Genomic DNA, 13,912 nt, shown 5'->3' with positions numbered 1-13,912 from the left:
GCCGCGCTGCCTGCGGCAGCTTTCCCTACCACCACGCCCTACGGGCGCGGTCCCCCTCCCCGAACGAGTTCGGGGAGGAATTGCTCAGGCGTCGATGCTGCTCCCCAGCGACGCGTTGACCAGACCCCCATCGACCACCAGCGTGTCCCCCACGACATAATCCGACGCGCGGCTGGCCAGGAAGATCGCCGCCCCGGCCATGTCCTCGAAATTGCCGATGCGGCGCATCGGGATGCGCTTGGCGACCTCGTCGCCATGATCGCGCGCGGCGCGGTTCATCTCGCTGGCGAAGGCGCCCGGGGCGAGGCTGGTGACGATGATCGCGTCCTTGATCAGCCGCGCGGCCATGCGCTTGGTGAGGTAGATCAGCGCCGCCTTGGATGCGTGGTAGCTGTAGGTCTCCCACGGATTGAGGCGCAGGCCGTCGATCGAGGTGATGTTGATCACCTTCGACGGTGCGTCGAAGCTCGCCTTCGCCTTGAGCAGGCCGTGCAACGCCTGGGTCAGGAAGAAGGGCGACTTGACGTTGAGGTCCATCACCTTGTCCCAGCCGGCCTCCGGGAACTGCTCGAACGGTTCGCCCCAAGCGGCGCCGGCGTTGTTGACGAGGATGTCGAGGTGATCCTCGTGCTCCGCAATCGCGGTCGCGAGCGCGCGGCAGCCTTCCACCGTCGAGACGTCCTGCGGCAGCGGGATGCAGTTGGGGCCGAGCTCGGCCGCGGTCTCCTCGCAGGCCGGTGCCTTGCGCGAGGAGATGTAGACCTTCGCGCCCTGTTCGATGAAGCCCTTGGCGATGATCTTGCCGATCCCGCGCGATCCGCCGGTGACGAGGGCGACCTTGCCCTCCAGGCTGAAGAGGCTGTTGAGGCTCATGTTTCTCTCCTTGTTGGTCAGCCGCCGCGCTTCAGCGTCTCGCGGGCGATGATGAGCTGCTGGATCTGGCTGGTGCCTTCGTAGATGCGGAACAGGCGGACGTCGCGGTAGAGCCGCTCGATGCCGTAATCGGCGATGTAGCCGGCGCCGCCGTAGATCTGCACCGCGCGATCGGCGACGCGGCCGACCATCTCGCTGGCGAAATATTTCGCGGCCGCCGATTCCAGCACCACCTCCCGACCGGCGTCCTTCGCCGCCGCCGTCTCCAGCACCAGCGCCCGCGCGGCGAGCGCTTCGGTCTTGCTGTCGGCGACCATCGCCTGGATGAGCTGGTGGTCGGCGATCGGCTTGCCGAACTGCCGACGTTCGCTGGCATAGGCGACGCAGTCGGCGATGAGGCGCTCGGCGACACCGACGCAGACCGCGGAGATATGCAGCCGGCCTCGGTCGAGCACGCGCATGGCGATCTTGAAACCCTCGCCTTCCTCACCGAGCCGATTGATGACGGGGACAGTGACGTCATCGAAGTTCACGTCGGCGACCCTGGCGCCCTTCTGTCCCATCTTCTTCTCGGGCTCGCCGATCGAGACGCCCGGCAGGTCGCGCGGCACCAGGAAGGCGGAGACGCCGCGTCCGCCCGGCTCGTCGCCGGTACGTGCCATCACCGTGAACAGATCGGCCTTGTCGGCATTGGTAATGAAGCGCTTGGTGCCGGAGAGGCGATACACGTCGCCGTCCCGCACCGCGCGCGCCTTCACGCTGCCCGAATCGGAGCCGACGTCGGGTTCGGTCAGTGCAAAGCTGGTGATCACCTCGCCGCTGGCAATGCGCGGCAGCCATGCAGCCTTCTGCTCGGGTGTGCCGGCCATCACCAGGCCCTGGCTGCCGATCCCGACATTGGTGCCGAACGCCGATCGGAACGCCGGCGTGGTGCGGCCGAGCTCGATCGCGACGCGCACTTCCTCGCTCATGGTCAGACCGAGGCCACCGTGTTCTTCCGCGATCGACAGGCCGAACAGACCCATCGCCTTCATCTCCTCGATCACCGCATCGGGGATGGCGTCGCGGGCCTCGACCTCGGCCTCGAGCGGGCGCAGCCGTTCGGCGACGAATCGCCGTACCGTATCGATCAGCGCGTCGAAGGTCTCGGCGTCGAGGGCCACCGCATCCGCTCCTTTATCTTCTGCGACTCTGCTAACCGCCGACCGCGCAGGCCGCAAGCGCAGCATACCGCATTTTCCAACCGGGCCGATTGACGGACGCCGGACCGCCCCTATGCTGCCTGGGAAAGACAGGAGAGCGCATGCGGTTCGAGGGCAAGCGCGCAGTCGTCACCGGCGGCGCATCGGGGATCGGGCGCGCCACCGCCGAGCGGCTGGCGAGCGAGGGTGCCGAGGTGTGGATCGGCGACATCGACGACGCCGGCGGGGAAGCGGTGGCGGCGGCGATCGATGGACATTACCGGCATTGCGACGTCAGCGATCCGGCCGAGATCGCGGCGCTGGTCGGAGCGGCGGATGCGGCGGGCGGGCTTGATGCGCTCGTCAACAATGCGGGCGCCGGCGGGTCGCGCGAGCGGATCGACGCGATCTCGGCGGAGGAGTGGGACCGCACCCATGCGCTGCTGCTGCGGTCGGTGGCGATGGGTATCCGCTATGCCGCGCCGTTGATGGCGAAGCGCGGGGGCGGGGCGATCGTCAACACCTCCTCGGTCTCGGCGTTCCAGTCGGGGGCGGCGCCGATCGCATATTCGGTGGCCAAGGCCGGCGTGCTCCACCTGACCCGCATCGCGGCGGCGGAGCTGGCGCAGCACGGCATCCGGGTGAACGCGGTCGCGCCAGGCTTCATCACCACCAACATCTTCACCGCCTCGCTCGGCATCGACGGCGCGGCGCGCGAGCAGGCCAATGCCATGATCGCCGGCGTCGCCGCCCAGGCGCAGCCGATCGCGCGCGCAGGCCGGCCAGAGGACATCGCCGCCGCGATCGCCTATCTGCTGAGCGACGAGGCCGGGTTCGTCACCGGCACGCATTTCCTTATCGATGGCGGCATGAACATCGGGCCGCGTCACAGCTGGGATCCGGCGGCGCCGAGCTTCTTCGACGCCATCGCCAAGGTTGCAGGACAGTGACCGACATGGCGCGCGGCGAAACCGGCGGGAGCGCGCTGCCGCCGGTGCGGCGGATCGGGCAGGGGACGATGCTCGCCTATGCCTTCGGCGCGGTCGCCTATGGCGTGAAGGATTCGGGATTCGGCACCTTCCTGCTCCTGTTCTACAACCAGGTGGTGGGGCTCCCGGCCGCGACGGTCGGGCTGGTGGTGATGTGCGCGCTGCTGATCGACGCGATGATCGATCCGGCGGTCGGCTTCTTCTCCGACCGCACGCGCGGGCGTTGGGGGCGGCGGCATCCGTGGATGTACGGCGCGGCGCTGCCGATCGCGATCGGCTGGGTGCTGTTGTGGAACCCACCCGCGCTGTCGGAGCCGATGACGCTCGTCTGGCTGTTCGTGATCGCCGTGGTCGTGCGCTCGGCAGTGTCTTGCTACGAGGTGCCCTCGGTCGCGTTGACGCCAGAGCTCACCGCCGATTACGACGAGCGCACGCGGATCATGGCCTATCGCTATCTGTTCGGCTGGGCCGGCGGGCTGCTGATGCTGCTCGCGGCCTATCAGGTCTTCCTCGCGCCGACGCCGGAGTATCCGAACGGGCTGCTCAACCGCGCGGGTTATGCCCATTTCGCCATTGCCGGAGCAGTGCTGATGGCGGCGGCGATCCTGGTCTCCGCCCTCGGCACGCACCATGAGATCAAGCGGTTGCCGCGGCCCGAGGTGCGCGAGGGGACGCTGAAGAGCAGCTTCGCCGAGCTGGTCGCGACGGTGCGGAACCGCGCCTTCCTGATTCTGATGCTGGCGGGGGTGTGCGCCTATACCAATCAGGGGATCAGCTATGCGCTGTCCAACTATCTTTACAGCTACGTGTGGGGCTTCAAGGGTGCGACCTTCGTCTATCTGATGCTGGTGCTGTTCGCGGGCGTGATCCTGGCGTTCCTGCTGGCGCCGCGCGCCGCCAAGCATTTCGGCAAGCCGCGCGCGGCAGGCGGGGCGGTGCTGGCGGCGATGGTCTTCCAGACCGCGCCCTATTGGCTGCGGCTGGCGGGATGGTTCCCCGAACCCGGCGAGCCCGCGCTGCTCCCGGTGCTGTTCTCCTTCTACATCGCCAGCACCGCGCTCAGCGTGTCCGCCTTCATCATCGGCGCGTCGATGATGGCCGACGTGGTCGAGGATTCGGAGACGCGCACGGGCCTGCGCTCCGAGGGCGTGTTCTTCGCCGGCTCTTTCTTCGTGCAGAAATGCACCTCCGGCATCGGCATCTTCCTGGCCGGGATGATCCTGGCGATCGCGGCCTTTCCCGAGAAGGCGACGCCGGGGCAGGTGCCGGTGGGGACGATCGACCGGCTGACGATCGTGTTCAGCGTGATCTATCTCGCGCTGGCGACGCTTTCGGCGGTGCTGTTCCTGCGCTTTCCGTTCGGCAAGGCCGAGCATGAGGCGCGGATCGCGCGATTGGCGCGGGAGTAGCAGCCTCTTCGCTTTGGTGGAGGCCGCGATTGGGATAGGCTCTGCTCGTGTCCGAGCCCTTGCCTCTTCTCTACGCCGCGCACCTTGCTCGCGACCGGCGGCGGTCGGCGCATACCGTGCGCGCCTATCAGGCGACGGCGGAGCGGCTCGTCGCCTTCCTCCAGCAGCATTGGGGCGAGGCGGTGGACCTGGCTGCGCTGTGCAGGATCACACCGGCGGACTTGCGCGCCTTCCTCGCCGCGCGGCGGAAAGACGGCCTCTCCAACACCTCCGCCGCGCGCGAGCTGTCGGCGGTGCGCGGCTTCCTCGCCTTCGGTGGGGCCGAGCCGCCGCGGCTCAAGGGGCCGCGGGTCAAGAAGGGCGTGCCGCGCCCGATCGCGCCCGACGAAGCGATCGCGCTTGCCGAGGAGGTCGCCGAGGACGCCGCCGAACCCTGGATCGCCGCGCGCGACTGGGCGGTGCTGCTGCTGCTCTATGGCGCCGGGCTACGCATCGGCGAGGCGCTGGGGCTGACCGGCGCGGTGCTGCCGCTCGGCGAGACGATGGCGGTCACCGGCAAGCGCGCCAAGACCCGCATCGTGCCGCTGCTCCCGCAGGTGCGCGAGGCGATCGAGCATTATGTCGCGCTCCAGCCCTGGGGCGTTTCCCGCGACGCCGAGCTGTTCCGCGGCGCCAAGGGTGGTCCGCTCTCGCCGGCCGTAGTGCGCCGCTCGGTTCGCGCTGCGCGGACGCGGCTAGGTCTCCCACCCCGTACCACGCCGCACGCGCTGCGCCACAGCTTCGCGACCCACCTGCTCGGCCGCGGCGCGGACCTGCGCGCGCTGCAGGAGCTGTTGGGGCATGCGAGCCTCAGCTCGACCCAGGTCTACACCGCAGTCGATGCCGCGCATCTGCTCGACGTCTACCGCAACGCCCATCCGCGGGCGTGATCGCTACTCGGCTTCGGCCGGTGCGCTTTTCCGCGGCTTCCAGGTGATCACGCGCCAGATGTAGGTCAGCACCAATGCGGCCACGATGACCATGACGATCGGCCCGACATAGCGGTCGATCTCGTCGATGTTGGTCTTGAGCCAATAGCCGACGCCGACCAGGATCACATTCCACACCAGGCTGCCTGCCGCGGTGTAGGTGACGAACTTGGCGAACCCCATGTGCATCAGCCCTGCCGGCAGCGAGATCATCGTCCGGCCGAACGGCAGGAAGCGGAACACGAACACCGTCTTGCCGCCGTGCCGCAGGAAGTGGCGGCGGAGATTCTCGACGTCCTGCCATTCCATCGTCAGCCAGCGGCTCCAACGGTCGACCCAGGGCTTCAGCCGCTCATAGCCGAAGCGCCGGCCGATCTCGTACCAGACGAGGTTGCCGAGCACCGTGCCAGTGGTGCCGGCGGCGAGGATGCCGGCAAGGTTGAGCTTGCCCTCGGCTGCGGCGATCCCCGCGATCCCCATGATCACCTCGGATGGCACCGGCGGGATCACGTTCTCGAGCATCATCAGGAAGAAGATGCCCCAGTAGCTGACGAACACCGGGTTGTGGGTGAAGTCGAACATCAGCGGGCGCGCTCGGCCACCCGCCGCTCGATCGCCTCCCAGATCATCGCCCCGGTGTCGGTGCCGTTGAAGCGGTCGATCGCGACGATGCCGGTGGGGGAGGTGACGTTGATCTCGGTCAGCCACTCCCCGCCGATCACGTCGATGCCGACGAAGATCAGGCCGCGCCGCTTGAGCTCCGGCCCGAGCGCCGCGCAGATTTCCTGCTCCTTCGGTGTCAGCTCCGTCTTCGCGGCTTTCCCCCCGACCGCGAGGTTCGATCGGATCTCGCCCTCGCCCGGGATGCGGTTGACGGCCCCCGCGACCTCGCCGTCAACCAGCACGATGCGCTTGTCGCCCTTCGCCACGCCGGGCAGGAATGCCTGGAGCATGTGCGGTTCGCGATAGGCGGTGTTGAACACCTCGATCAGTGAGGCGAGGTTCGCCCCGTCGCGGCCGACCTTGAAGATCGCCTTGCCGCCGTTGCCGTGGAGCGGCTTCACCACGATCTCGCCATGCGTGGCGAGGAAGGCGCGTGCCTCGGCGAGGCTGCGGGTGACCAGGGTCGGCGGCATGAAGCGCGCGAAGTCGAGCACCCACACCTTCTCCGGCGCGTTGCGCACGCTGGCCGGATCGTTGACCACCAGGGTTCTGTCGCTGATCCGCTCGAGCAGGTGGGTGGCGGTGATGTAGCCGAGGTCGAACGGCGGGTCCTGGCGCATCAGCACCACGTCGGCTTGGTCGCCGAGATCGAGCCGCACCGGCTCGCCGAAGCGGAAATGGTCGCCTTCGACGCGCTGCACCGTCACCGGATGCGCCTCTGTCCACACATGCCCGTCGGCGTAGTTCAGGTCCTCGGCCGCATAGTGGAACAGCCTGTGCCCGCGCGCCTGCGCCGACAGCATCAGCGCGAAGGTCGAATCGCCGGCGATGTTGATCGATTCGAGCGGGTCCATCTGGACGGCGACACTCAGGCCCATTCGCAAATCTCCATCAGCGCGGACCGCCACTTAGGAAGTGGCGGCGCGGAAGTCACCCGATCCAGGCATTCTCGATGTGCCGCGGCGCCGTGCGCGGGGCGAGCAGGATCACGTCGACGCGGATGTCGTCGCCCGGGCCGGCATAGCGCGGCATCAGATATTCCGCCGCCGCCGCGACGCGCGAGAGCCGCCGCTGGTCGATCGCGAAATCGAGTTCGACATCGCTGGCGCGCGCCTTGACCTCGACGAAGGCGACCAGATTGCCCCTCCGCGCGATCAGGTCGACCTCGCCGGCCGGCGTCCGCACGCGCCGGGCGAGGATGCGCCAGCCCTTGAGCCGCAGCCACCACCCCGCGATCCGCTCGCCGCGCCGGCCGGCGGCTTCGGCGGCACGTCGGTCACGCATCCTTGAGTTCCATCGCCCGCGCGTAGAGCGCGCGCCGGTCGAGCCCCAGCCGCTTCGCCACTTCCGCTGCCGCCTTGGAGGCGGGCAGGCGTGCCAGCGCTTCCTTGAGCGCCGCGTCTGCATCCTCTTCGCTCGCCGGCGCCCGCTCGCCGGGCGGGGCGACGATGACCACGATCTCGCCCTTCGGCGGCGCATCGGCATAGCGTGCTGCCAGCTCGCCGAGCGTCCCGGTCACGCATTCCTCGAATCGCTTGGTGATCTCGCGCGCGACCCCGGCCTCGCGGTCGCCGAGCCCTTCCGCCAGCGCGGCCAGCGTCGCCGCCAGCCGCGGGCCGCTCTCGTACAGGATGAGCGTCGCCCGCACGCCGGCCACCTCCGCGATCGCCGTCGCGCGGGCGCCGGCCTTCGCGGGGAGGAAGCCGAGGAACAGGAACCGGTCGGTCGGCAGCCCCGCCAGCGTCAGCGCCGCGATCGCCGCGCAGGGGCCGGGGATCGTCGTCACCGGATGTCCTGCCGCGCGCGCGTCGCGCACCAGCTTGTAGCCTGGGTCGGAGATCAGCGGCGTCCCCGCGTCCGACACCAGCACCACCGTCTCTGCCGCCATCCGCGCCACCAGGCCGGGGCGTACCGCTTCGGCATTATGGTCGTGGTACGGCGTCATCGGCCGCTTGATGCCGAGGTGATTCAACAGCTTGGCGGTGACCCTGCTGTCCTCGACCGCGATCACGTCGGCGCCTTTCAGCACCTCCGCGGCGCGCGGGGAGAGGTCGCCGAGATTGCCGATCGGGGTCGCGACGATGTAGAGGCCGGGGGAGAGTTCGGCGTTCATGAGGGGATAGTCTATGGCGGATGCGGCAAGCAGGACGCAACGGCGCGGTGCATTGAGGCAGCTGATCGCGCTGGCGGGAGCCGCGTTGCTGGCGGGATGCGCGACGCTCGTCCCCAAGGGGCCGGCGCCCGAAGCACCGCCGCCCACCGCTCCGCCGCCCAAGGCACCTGCCACCTCGACGCTGCCCGAGGACGTCGAGCGCCACCGCGTCGCGCTGCTGGTGCCGCTGTCGGGCACCAACGCGGCGGTCGGCCGCAGCCTCGCCAACGCGACCCAGCTCGCGCTGCTCGACACGCAGAACGAGCGCGTGCGCATCACCAGCTACGACACCGCTGCCGGCGCCGCGGCCGCGGCGAATCGCGCGATCTCAGAAGGCAACCAGCTCATCCTCGGCCCGCTCCTCTCGGAGGATGTGCGCGTGGTCGCGCCGATCGCCAAGCGCGCGGGCGTGCCGGTGCTGAGCTTCTCCAACGACGCCTCGGTCGCTGGCGATGGCGTCTATGTGCTCGGCTACATGCCGGGCCAGTCGATCGAGCGGGTGGTCGACTATGCCCGTAAGAGCGGCATCACCAACTTCGCCGGGCTGGTGCCCAAGGGCCTCTATGGCGAGCGCGCGTCCAATGCCTTCCTGCGCGCGGTCGAGGGCGCCGGGGGCAAGGTGGTGACGATGCAGACCTACGACCGCAGCTCCGGCTCGATCGCCGCGGCGGTGGCGCGGATGCCCCGGACCTCGCCGTTCCAGGCGGTGCTGATCGCCGATTCGGCCGGCACCGCGGCGCTGGCGGTGCCGGCGATCCGCCGCAATGGCGGCGCGTCGGCGCGCGTGCTCGGCACCGAGCTGTGGAACACCGACGCCTCGCTCGGCAGCCGTCCGGCGCTGAACGGCGCCTGGTTCGCCAGCGTGTCGGACACGCTCTATCGCCAATATGCCACCAAGTACCGCACACGCTTCGGCAGCGCGCCCTATCGCCTGTCGAGCCTCGGCTATGACGCGGTGTTGCTGACCGTGCGCATCGCCCGCGACTGGCGGGTGGGCACGCGCTTCCCGCAGAACCAGCTCGGCGACAGCGGCGGCTTCGCCGGCCTCGACGGCGCCTTCCGCTTCGGCCGCGACGGCGTGGCGGAACGGGCGCTCGAGGTGCAGGAGGTCCGCGGCGGCACGACGGTGACGGTGTCGCCGGCGCCGTCGGGGTTCGCGCGGTAACCCCTTAGGGCCGCACGATCGCCTTCAGGATGCCGTCGAGCAGCAGCACGCCGGCATCCGTGACGGCGAGGCGCGGGCCGCTCCGGGCCAGCAGGCCTTCCGTGACGAGGCGACCCACCGCCGCCTCGTCGAGGATCGTCGGGTCGGGCTCGACTCCCTCGGCGAGCCGCAGCCCCATCAGCAGCGCCTCGATCGCCTGGGTGTGCGTGTCGAGCGGGTCCTCGCTCTCGATGCCGTGGCCGTTGCGGTCGACCGCGGCGAGCCAGTTCTCGGGCTTCTTCCGGCGAAAGGTCGCGAGCCCCCCGCGCCGACCGTGCGCGCCGGGGCCGATGCCGGCGTAATCACGGTAGCGCCAATAGGCGAGGTTGTGGCGGCTCTCCGCGCCCGGCCGCGCATGGTTCGACACCTCGTAGCGCGGCAGCCCGGCGGTCGCGGTCATCGCCGCGGTCGCCTCGAACAGCTCGGCCGCCGCGTCGCCGTCGGGGATCTCCAGCTCGCCCTTGGCAGCGAGGGTGGCGAAGCGTGTGCCCGGTTCGATGGTGAGCTGGTAGAGCGACAGATGCTCGGTCCCGAACGCGAGCGCGCGCGTCAGCTCCGCTTCCCACGCCGCAAGGTCCTGGCCGGACCGGGCGTAGATCAGGTCGAAGCTCACCCTCGCGAACGCCCGCTGCGCCGTATCGAGCGCCGCCAGCCCCTCCGCCACGTCATGCGCCCGGCCGAGGAAGGCGAGCGCCGCATCGTCGAGCGCCTGCAGCCCCAGCGAAATGCGATTGACCCCGGCCCGCGCCAGGTCACCGAACCGCGCCGCCTCGACCGAGGAGGGATTGGCCTCCAGCGTGATCTCGGCACCGTCCGCGAATCCCCAGGCCGCATCGGCCGCCTCCAGCACCGCCGCCACCGTCTCCGGCGGCATCAGCGAGGGCGTGCCGCCGCCGAAGAACACCGACCCCAGCCGCCGTCCCGGCAGCAGCGCCGCCTCATGGGCGAGGTCGGCGAGCAGCGCTTCCCGCCAGCGCGTCTGATCGACCTCGTCGCGGACATGGCTGTTGAAGTCGCAATAGGGGCATTTCGACACGCAGAACGGCCAATGGACGTAGAGCGCGAGCGGCGGGGCGGGGATCATGTCACGCGCGATAACGATCGGGCAAAGATCGGGCAAAGCCGATCCTGCTACCGGCCGGCACCGACGTGTCCGTTCGGGAGTATCTCATGCGTTTTCGTCCAATCCTCATCGCCGCCGCCTTGGCCGCAGCCAGCCCGGCGGTGGCGCAGACCGACCACGATTCGGCGGTCTGGGTCAACGTCACCGCGATGGGATCGATCGACGACCGGCTGGTCTATTTCGCGGAGGTGCAGCCGCGCGTGACCGACGACGTCTCCCGCCTGTCGCAGCTGCTGCTGCGCGGTGCGATCGGCTACAAGCTCACGCCGGAGATCACCCTCTACCAGGGCTATGCCCATATCGAGGAGCCGAGCGGCGCCGGCATCCCCGGCCGCAACGAGGAGCGCAGCTTCCAGCAGCTCAGCTGGTCGTTGCACAAGGCGGGCCGCTCCGACCTGTCCTCGCGCACCCGGTTCGAGCAGCGCTGGCGCTCCGATGGCGGCGGCATGGCGCTGCGCCTGCGCGAGATGCTGCGCTATGAGCACGCGTTGAGCGATCGCAAGCGGGGTGTCGCCGCGCTGGTGTGGGCGGAAGGCTTCTGGGGGCTCAAGTCGGGCGGCTGGGCGGTGGAGGAATTCGACCAGCTGCGCAGCTTCGTCGGCGCGGTCATTCCATTGCCGGGCAAGTCGACGCTCGAGGCCGGCTACATGAACCAGCTCCGCGATGCTCCCGGCGGGCGGACCAACGTGGCGCACATCGCCTCGCTGACCGCCTTCATTCGCTATTGAGGAGTTGCCGGACGTTCATGCGGCCCCGATTAGGGTCGCGGTGATGATCGGGCGGAAGCTGACCCTTGTCCTGACCGCACTGCTGGCGGCCTGCTCGTCGGAAGCGCCGCCGCGTGTCGTCGAGCCGCGTCCGTTCGAGGGCAATGCGCCGCGCGGGCAGGCGCTGCTGCAGCGCGCGGTGATGACGATGCACAACGCCGCGCGCGCCTCGGTCCGCCAGCCGCCGCTCGCGTGGGACGACGGGCTTGCCGCCGATGCCGCCGCTTATGCGCAGGAGATGGCGCGCACCCGCCGGTTCGAGCATTCGCCGCAGCCGCGCGGGAACCCCAATCAGGGCGAGAACCTCTGGACCGGCACGCGCGGAGCCTATCGCTATGACGAGATGGTCCAGCACTGGCTCGACGAGCAGCGCAACTTCGTGAACGGCCCGATTCCCAACGTCAGCCGCACCGGCCGGTTCGGCGACGTCGGCCATTACAGCCAGATCATCTGGTCGCGCACCACCCGCGTCGGCTGCGCGATGGCGTCCAACCGCCGCGACGAATATCTGGTCTGCCGCTATCTCCCCGCCGGCAACATCTACGGCGAGCGGGCGCTGCCCTGACTCGAAGCTCCTCCCCGGCACGGGGAGGGGGACCGCCGCCGAAGGCGGTGGTGGAGGGGGCCCACCTCGACGGAATCGCTTGCGGAGAGCCCCCTCCACCAGCCTACGGCTGGTCCCCCTCCCCGTGCCGGGGAGGAGCTTGATTCTAGAACACCGCCGCCACCAGCTGCCGGAACGCGTCGGCGCGGTGGCTGATCGCGTGCTTGGCGTCCGGGTCCATCTCCCCGAAGGTCTGCTCATGGCCGTTGGGCACGAACATCGGATCATAGCCGAAGCCCTTGTCCCCCCGCGGCGGCCACACCAGCGTGCCGTCGACGCGGCCCTCGAACCACTCGACATGCCCGTCCGGCCAGGCGAGCGCGAGCGCGCAGACGAAATGGGCATCGCGCGGCGGATGAGGCCCGGTCGCGGCGATGTTGCGCTCGACCAGCTCCATCGCCACCCGGAAGTCGCGGTCCGGCCCCGCCCAGCGGGCCGAGAAGATGCCGGGCTCGCCGCCCAGCGCCTCGACGCACAGCCCGCTGTCGTCCGCCAGCGCCGGCAGCCCCGACAGGTCGGCCGCCTGCAGCGCCTTCAGCTCGGCATTGGCGACGAAGGTCGTCCCCGTCTCCTCGGGCTCCGGCAGGTCGAGCGCCTTGGCCGAGACCGGCTGCACGCCATAGGGCCCGAGCAGCGCCTCGATCTCGCGCACCTTGCCGGCATTGTGGCTGGCGATCACCAGCTTGCCCGGCCGGAGCTTGCGGATCGCCTGGGGGGCGTCGCCTTCGCCGCTCACCGTCCGGTCGCCTTGTCCTGGGCCGCGAAGATCTGCGTGCAGCCGATCCGCGCGAGCCGGAGCAGCCGCAGCAGCCCCTCCTCGTCGTAGCAGGCACCCTCGGCGGTCGCCTGCGCCTCGGCGATCTTGCCGTCGTCGAGCAGCACGAAATTGGCGTCGGCCTCGGCGGTCGAATCCTCGGGATAGTCAAGGTCGAGCACCGGCACGCCCTGATAGATGCCGCAGCTCACCGCGGCGACCTTGTGCTGGATCGGATCGACCGCGATCAACCCGTTCGCCAGCAGCTTGTCGACCGCGAGCCTCAGCGCCACCCACGCGCCCGAGATCGAGGCGGTGCGCGTGCCGCCATCGGCCTGGATCACGTCGCAGTCGAGCGTGATCTGCCGCTCGCCGAGCAGCTTGAGGTCGGTGACGGCGCGCAGGCTGCGGCCGATCAGCCGCTGGATCTCCTGCGTGCGGCCCGACTGCTTGCCCTTGGCCGCCTCGCGCTGGCCACGGGTATGGGTGGCGCGCGGCAGCATGCCATATTCCGCCGTCACCCAGCCCTCGCCCTTGCCGCGCAGGAACGGCGGCACGCGCTCCTCGACGCTGGCGGTGACCAGCACCCTGGTGTCGCCGAAGCCGATCAGCACCGATCCCTCGGCGTGGCGGGTGAAGTTCGGCTCGATGGTGATGGCGCGCATCTCGTCGGGCGCGCGGCCGGAAGGTCGCATGGAGGTCTCCGTATCAGTTGCTGCGGCCCTAGACGGCGGGAGCGCAACGCGCCAGTGTCGGCGGATGATCCGAAAGTTGCTTCTGCTGCCGCTTGCCGCCTGTATCTCGGCGGGGGCGCGGGACGACATCGGCCCGCCTGTACCGATTACCTATTCGCGCAGCGGATGCGAAGGCACCTGTCCGGTCTTCGAGGTCACGGTCACCGATCGATCCGGCGTGTTTCGCGGCCGCTATTTCACCCGGGTCAGGGGCGAGCATCGTTTCGCCTTCACGCCGGAACAATATCGCAACTTCGCCGCGGTGCTGGCGCCGTACCGACCCAAGGGCATGCGCTTGATCCTCGCCCGAACGTCCGGTTGCCGCAACGCGCCTACCGATCTCCCGAGCGTCAACGTTCAATGGGGCGAGCGTGACCGGCTCGGATTCTACACCGGTTGCCGAGGTGCGGCGAACGCGCGCATCGGAGCCGCCCTCGGCCGGGCGGAAGCGATCCTGCCGATCGCCGACCTGGTCGGCCCACGTTGAGACC

General features: G+C 69.7%; 16 protein-coding genes. 7 read left to right on the top strand and 9 right to left on the bottom strand.

The features are described 5' to 3' along the window. Positions 1–84 precede the first annotated feature (84 nt). Together LZK98_RS19010 and LZK98_RS19005 are read right to left on the bottom strand one after the other, a co-directional pair. On the bottom strand, positions 85–873 hold the full coding sequence (locus tag LZK98_RS19010; protein ID WP_233784076.1) for an SDR family oxidoreductase: 789 nt from the start codon (positions 871–873) through the stop codon (positions 85–87). Positions 874–890: 17 nt separating this feature from the next. Next, complete coding sequence (locus tag LZK98_RS19005) at positions 891–2,036, bottom strand: acyl-CoA dehydrogenase family protein (RefSeq protein WP_233784075.1); 1,146 nt, start codon at positions 2,034–2,036, stop codon at positions 891–893. Positions 2,037–2,176: 140 nt separating this feature from the next. Here LZK98_RS19005 and LZK98_RS19000 point away from each other — a divergent pair, with 140 nt between their 5' ends. Genes LZK98_RS19000 through LZK98_RS18990 form a run of 3 tightly spaced genes read left to right on the top strand, consistent with a single transcriptional unit; the run spans position 2,177 to position 5,381 of the window. Then, positions 2,177–3,004 (top strand): SDR family NAD(P)-dependent oxidoreductase, encoded by an 828-nt coding sequence (locus LZK98_RS19000; RefSeq protein ID WP_233784074.1) that lies wholly within the window; start codon positions 2,177–2,179, stop codon positions 3,002–3,004. 5 nt (positions 3,005–3,009) lie between these two features. Then, complete coding sequence (locus LZK98_RS18995) at positions 3,010–4,452, top strand: MFS transporter (protein ID WP_233786640.1); 1,443 nt, start codon at positions 3,010–3,012, stop codon at positions 4,450–4,452. Between the two features lie 47 nt (positions 4,453–4,499). Further along, positions 4,500–5,381 (top strand): tyrosine recombinase XerC, encoded by an 882-nt coding sequence (locus tag LZK98_RS18990; protein WP_233784073.1) that lies wholly within the window; start codon positions 4,500–4,502, stop codon positions 5,379–5,381. Between the two features lie 3 nt (positions 5,382–5,384). On the opposite strand, the gene LZK98_RS18985 is transcribed toward LZK98_RS18990, so the two are convergent. The 4 genes from LZK98_RS18985 to rsmI are packed head-to-tail and all read right to left on the bottom strand — an operon-like array spanning position 5,385 to position 8,196. After that, complete coding sequence (locus LZK98_RS18985) at positions 5,385–6,002, bottom strand: DedA family protein (RefSeq protein WP_233784072.1); 618 nt, start codon at positions 6,000–6,002, stop codon at positions 5,385–5,387. Beyond that, positions 6,002–6,961 carry a glutathione synthase gene (gene gshB / locus LZK98_RS18980; protein WP_233784071.1) on the bottom strand — a complete coding sequence of 320 codons (960 nt, stop codon included), beginning with the start codon at positions 6,959–6,961 and terminating at the stop codon, positions 6,002–6,004. Before gshB ends, LZK98_RS18985 begins: the two co-directional genes overlap by 1 nt. Positions 6,962–7,013: 52 nt before the next feature. Beyond that, a complete protein-coding gene (locus tag LZK98_RS18975) occupies positions 7,014–7,367 on the bottom strand; it encodes a YraN family protein (RefSeq protein ID WP_233784070.1) in 354 nt (117 codons plus the stop codon). Further along, on the bottom strand, positions 7,360–8,196 hold the full coding sequence (gene rsmI / locus LZK98_RS18970) for a 16S rRNA (cytidine(1402)-2'-O)-methyltransferase (protein ID WP_233784069.1): 837 nt from the start codon (positions 8,194–8,196) through the stop codon (positions 7,360–7,362). Before rsmI ends, LZK98_RS18975 begins: the two co-directional genes overlap by 8 nt. Positions 8,197–8,209: 13 nt before the next feature. Between rsmI and LZK98_RS18965 the strand changes: the two genes are divergently transcribed. After that, positions 8,210–9,400, top strand: coding sequence for a penicillin-binding protein activator (locus LZK98_RS18965; RefSeq protein WP_233784068.1), 1,191 nt, complete (start codon positions 8,210–8,212; stop codon positions 9,398–9,400). Positions 9,401–9,404: 4 nt separating this feature from the next. Here LZK98_RS18965 and hemW read toward each other — a convergent pair whose 3' ends face one another. Continuing rightward, positions 9,405–10,523 carry a radical SAM family heme chaperone HemW gene (gene hemW / locus LZK98_RS18960; protein ID WP_233784067.1) on the bottom strand — a complete coding sequence of 373 codons (1,119 nt, stop codon included), beginning with the start codon at positions 10,521–10,523 and terminating at the stop codon, positions 9,405–9,407. Positions 10,524–10,609: 86 nt separating this feature from the next. On the opposite strand from hemW, the gene LZK98_RS18955 reads away from it, so the two are divergent. Beyond that, the gene (locus tag LZK98_RS18955) at positions 10,610–11,290 is read left to right on the top strand and encodes a DUF2490 domain-containing protein (protein WP_233784066.1); all 681 of its coding nucleotides are present in this window, start codon (positions 10,610–10,612) and stop codon (positions 11,288–11,290) included. Positions 11,291–11,333: 43 nt separating this feature from the next. Then, positions 11,334–11,894 carry a CAP domain-containing protein gene (locus tag LZK98_RS18950; RefSeq protein WP_233784065.1) on the top strand — a complete coding sequence of 187 codons (561 nt, stop codon included), beginning with the start codon at positions 11,334–11,336 and terminating at the stop codon, positions 11,892–11,894. A 145-nt stretch (positions 11,895–12,039) separates the two neighbouring features. On the opposite strand, the gene rdgB is transcribed toward LZK98_RS18950, so the two are convergent. Then, a complete protein-coding gene (rdgB, locus tag LZK98_RS18945; RefSeq protein WP_233784064.1) occupies positions 12,040–12,669 on the bottom strand; it encodes an RdgB/HAM1 family non-canonical purine NTP pyrophosphatase in 630 nt (209 codons plus the stop codon). Then, positions 12,666–13,382 (bottom strand): ribonuclease PH, encoded by a 717-nt coding sequence (gene rph / locus LZK98_RS18940; protein WP_233784063.1) that lies wholly within the window; start codon positions 13,380–13,382, stop codon positions 12,666–12,668. The genes rdgB and rph overlap by 4 nt, the downstream gene beginning before the upstream one ends. On the opposite strand from rph, the gene LZK98_RS18935 reads away from it, so the two are divergent. Continuing rightward, positions 13,381–13,908 carry a DUF6438 domain-containing protein gene (locus LZK98_RS18935; protein WP_233784062.1) on the top strand — a complete coding sequence of 176 codons (528 nt, stop codon included), beginning with the start codon at positions 13,381–13,383 and terminating at the stop codon, positions 13,906–13,908. The two genes, rph and LZK98_RS18935, sit on opposite strands and share 2 nt — an antisense overlap. The last annotated feature ends 4 nt before the right edge of the window (positions 13,909–13,912 follow it).

This window comes from Sphingomonas cannabina (assembly GCF_021391395.1).
In the GTDB taxonomy this organism is placed as follows: Bacteria; Pseudomonadota; Alphaproteobacteria; order Sphingomonadales; family Sphingomonadaceae; genus Sphingomonas; species Sphingomonas cannabina.
This window is presented reverse-complemented; position numbering and strand designations above follow the sequence as displayed.

Excerpts from the sequence above, each read along its gene's own strand:
- LZK98_RS18975 (WP_233784070.1), bottom strand. The coding sequence starts at position 7,367 with ATGCGTGACCGACGTGCCGCCGAAGCCGCCGGCCGGCGCGGCGAGCGG.
- LZK98_RS18935 (WP_233784062.1), top strand. The coding sequence starts at position 13,381 with ATGGAGGTCTCCGTATCAGTTGCTGCGGCCCTAGACGGCGGGAGCGCA.
- LZK98_RS18985 (WP_233784072.1), bottom strand. The coding sequence starts at position 6,002 with ATGTTCGACTTCACCCACAACCCGGTGTTCGTCAGCTACTGGGGCATC.
- rph (WP_233784063.1), bottom strand. The coding sequence starts at position 13,382 with ATGCGACCTTCCGGCCGCGCGCCCGACGAGATGCGCGCCATCACCATC.
- LZK98_RS19000 (WP_233784074.1), top strand. The coding sequence starts at position 2,177 with ATGCGGTTCGAGGGCAAGCGCGCAGTCGTCACCGGCGGCGCATCGGGG.
- LZK98_RS18995 (WP_233786640.1), top strand. The coding sequence starts at position 3,010 with ATGGCGCGCGGCGAAACCGGCGGGAGCGCGCTGCCGCCGGTGCGGCGG.
- rsmI (WP_233784069.1), bottom strand. The coding sequence starts at position 8,196 with ATGAACGCCGAACTCTCCCCCGGCCTCTACATCGTCGCGACCCCGATC.
- LZK98_RS18955 (WP_233784066.1), top strand. The coding sequence starts at position 10,610 with ATGCGTTTTCGTCCAATCCTCATCGCCGCCGCCTTGGCCGCAGCCAGC.
- gshB (WP_233784071.1), bottom strand. The coding sequence starts at position 6,961 with ATGGGCCTGAGTGTCGCCGTCCAGATGGACCCGCTCGAATCGATCAAC.
- LZK98_RS18950 (WP_233784065.1), top strand. The coding sequence starts at position 11,334 with ATGATCGGGCGGAAGCTGACCCTTGTCCTGACCGCACTGCTGGCGGCC.
- LZK98_RS19010 (WP_233784076.1), bottom strand. The coding sequence starts at position 873 with ATGAGCCTCAACAGCCTCTTCAGCCTGGAGGGCAAGGTCGCCCTCGTC.
- LZK98_RS18965 (WP_233784068.1), top strand. The coding sequence starts at position 8,210 with ATGGCGGATGCGGCAAGCAGGACGCAACGGCGCGGTGCATTGAGGCAG.
- hemW (WP_233784067.1), bottom strand. The coding sequence starts at position 10,523 with ATGATCCCCGCCCCGCCGCTCGCGCTCTACGTCCATTGGCCGTTCTGC.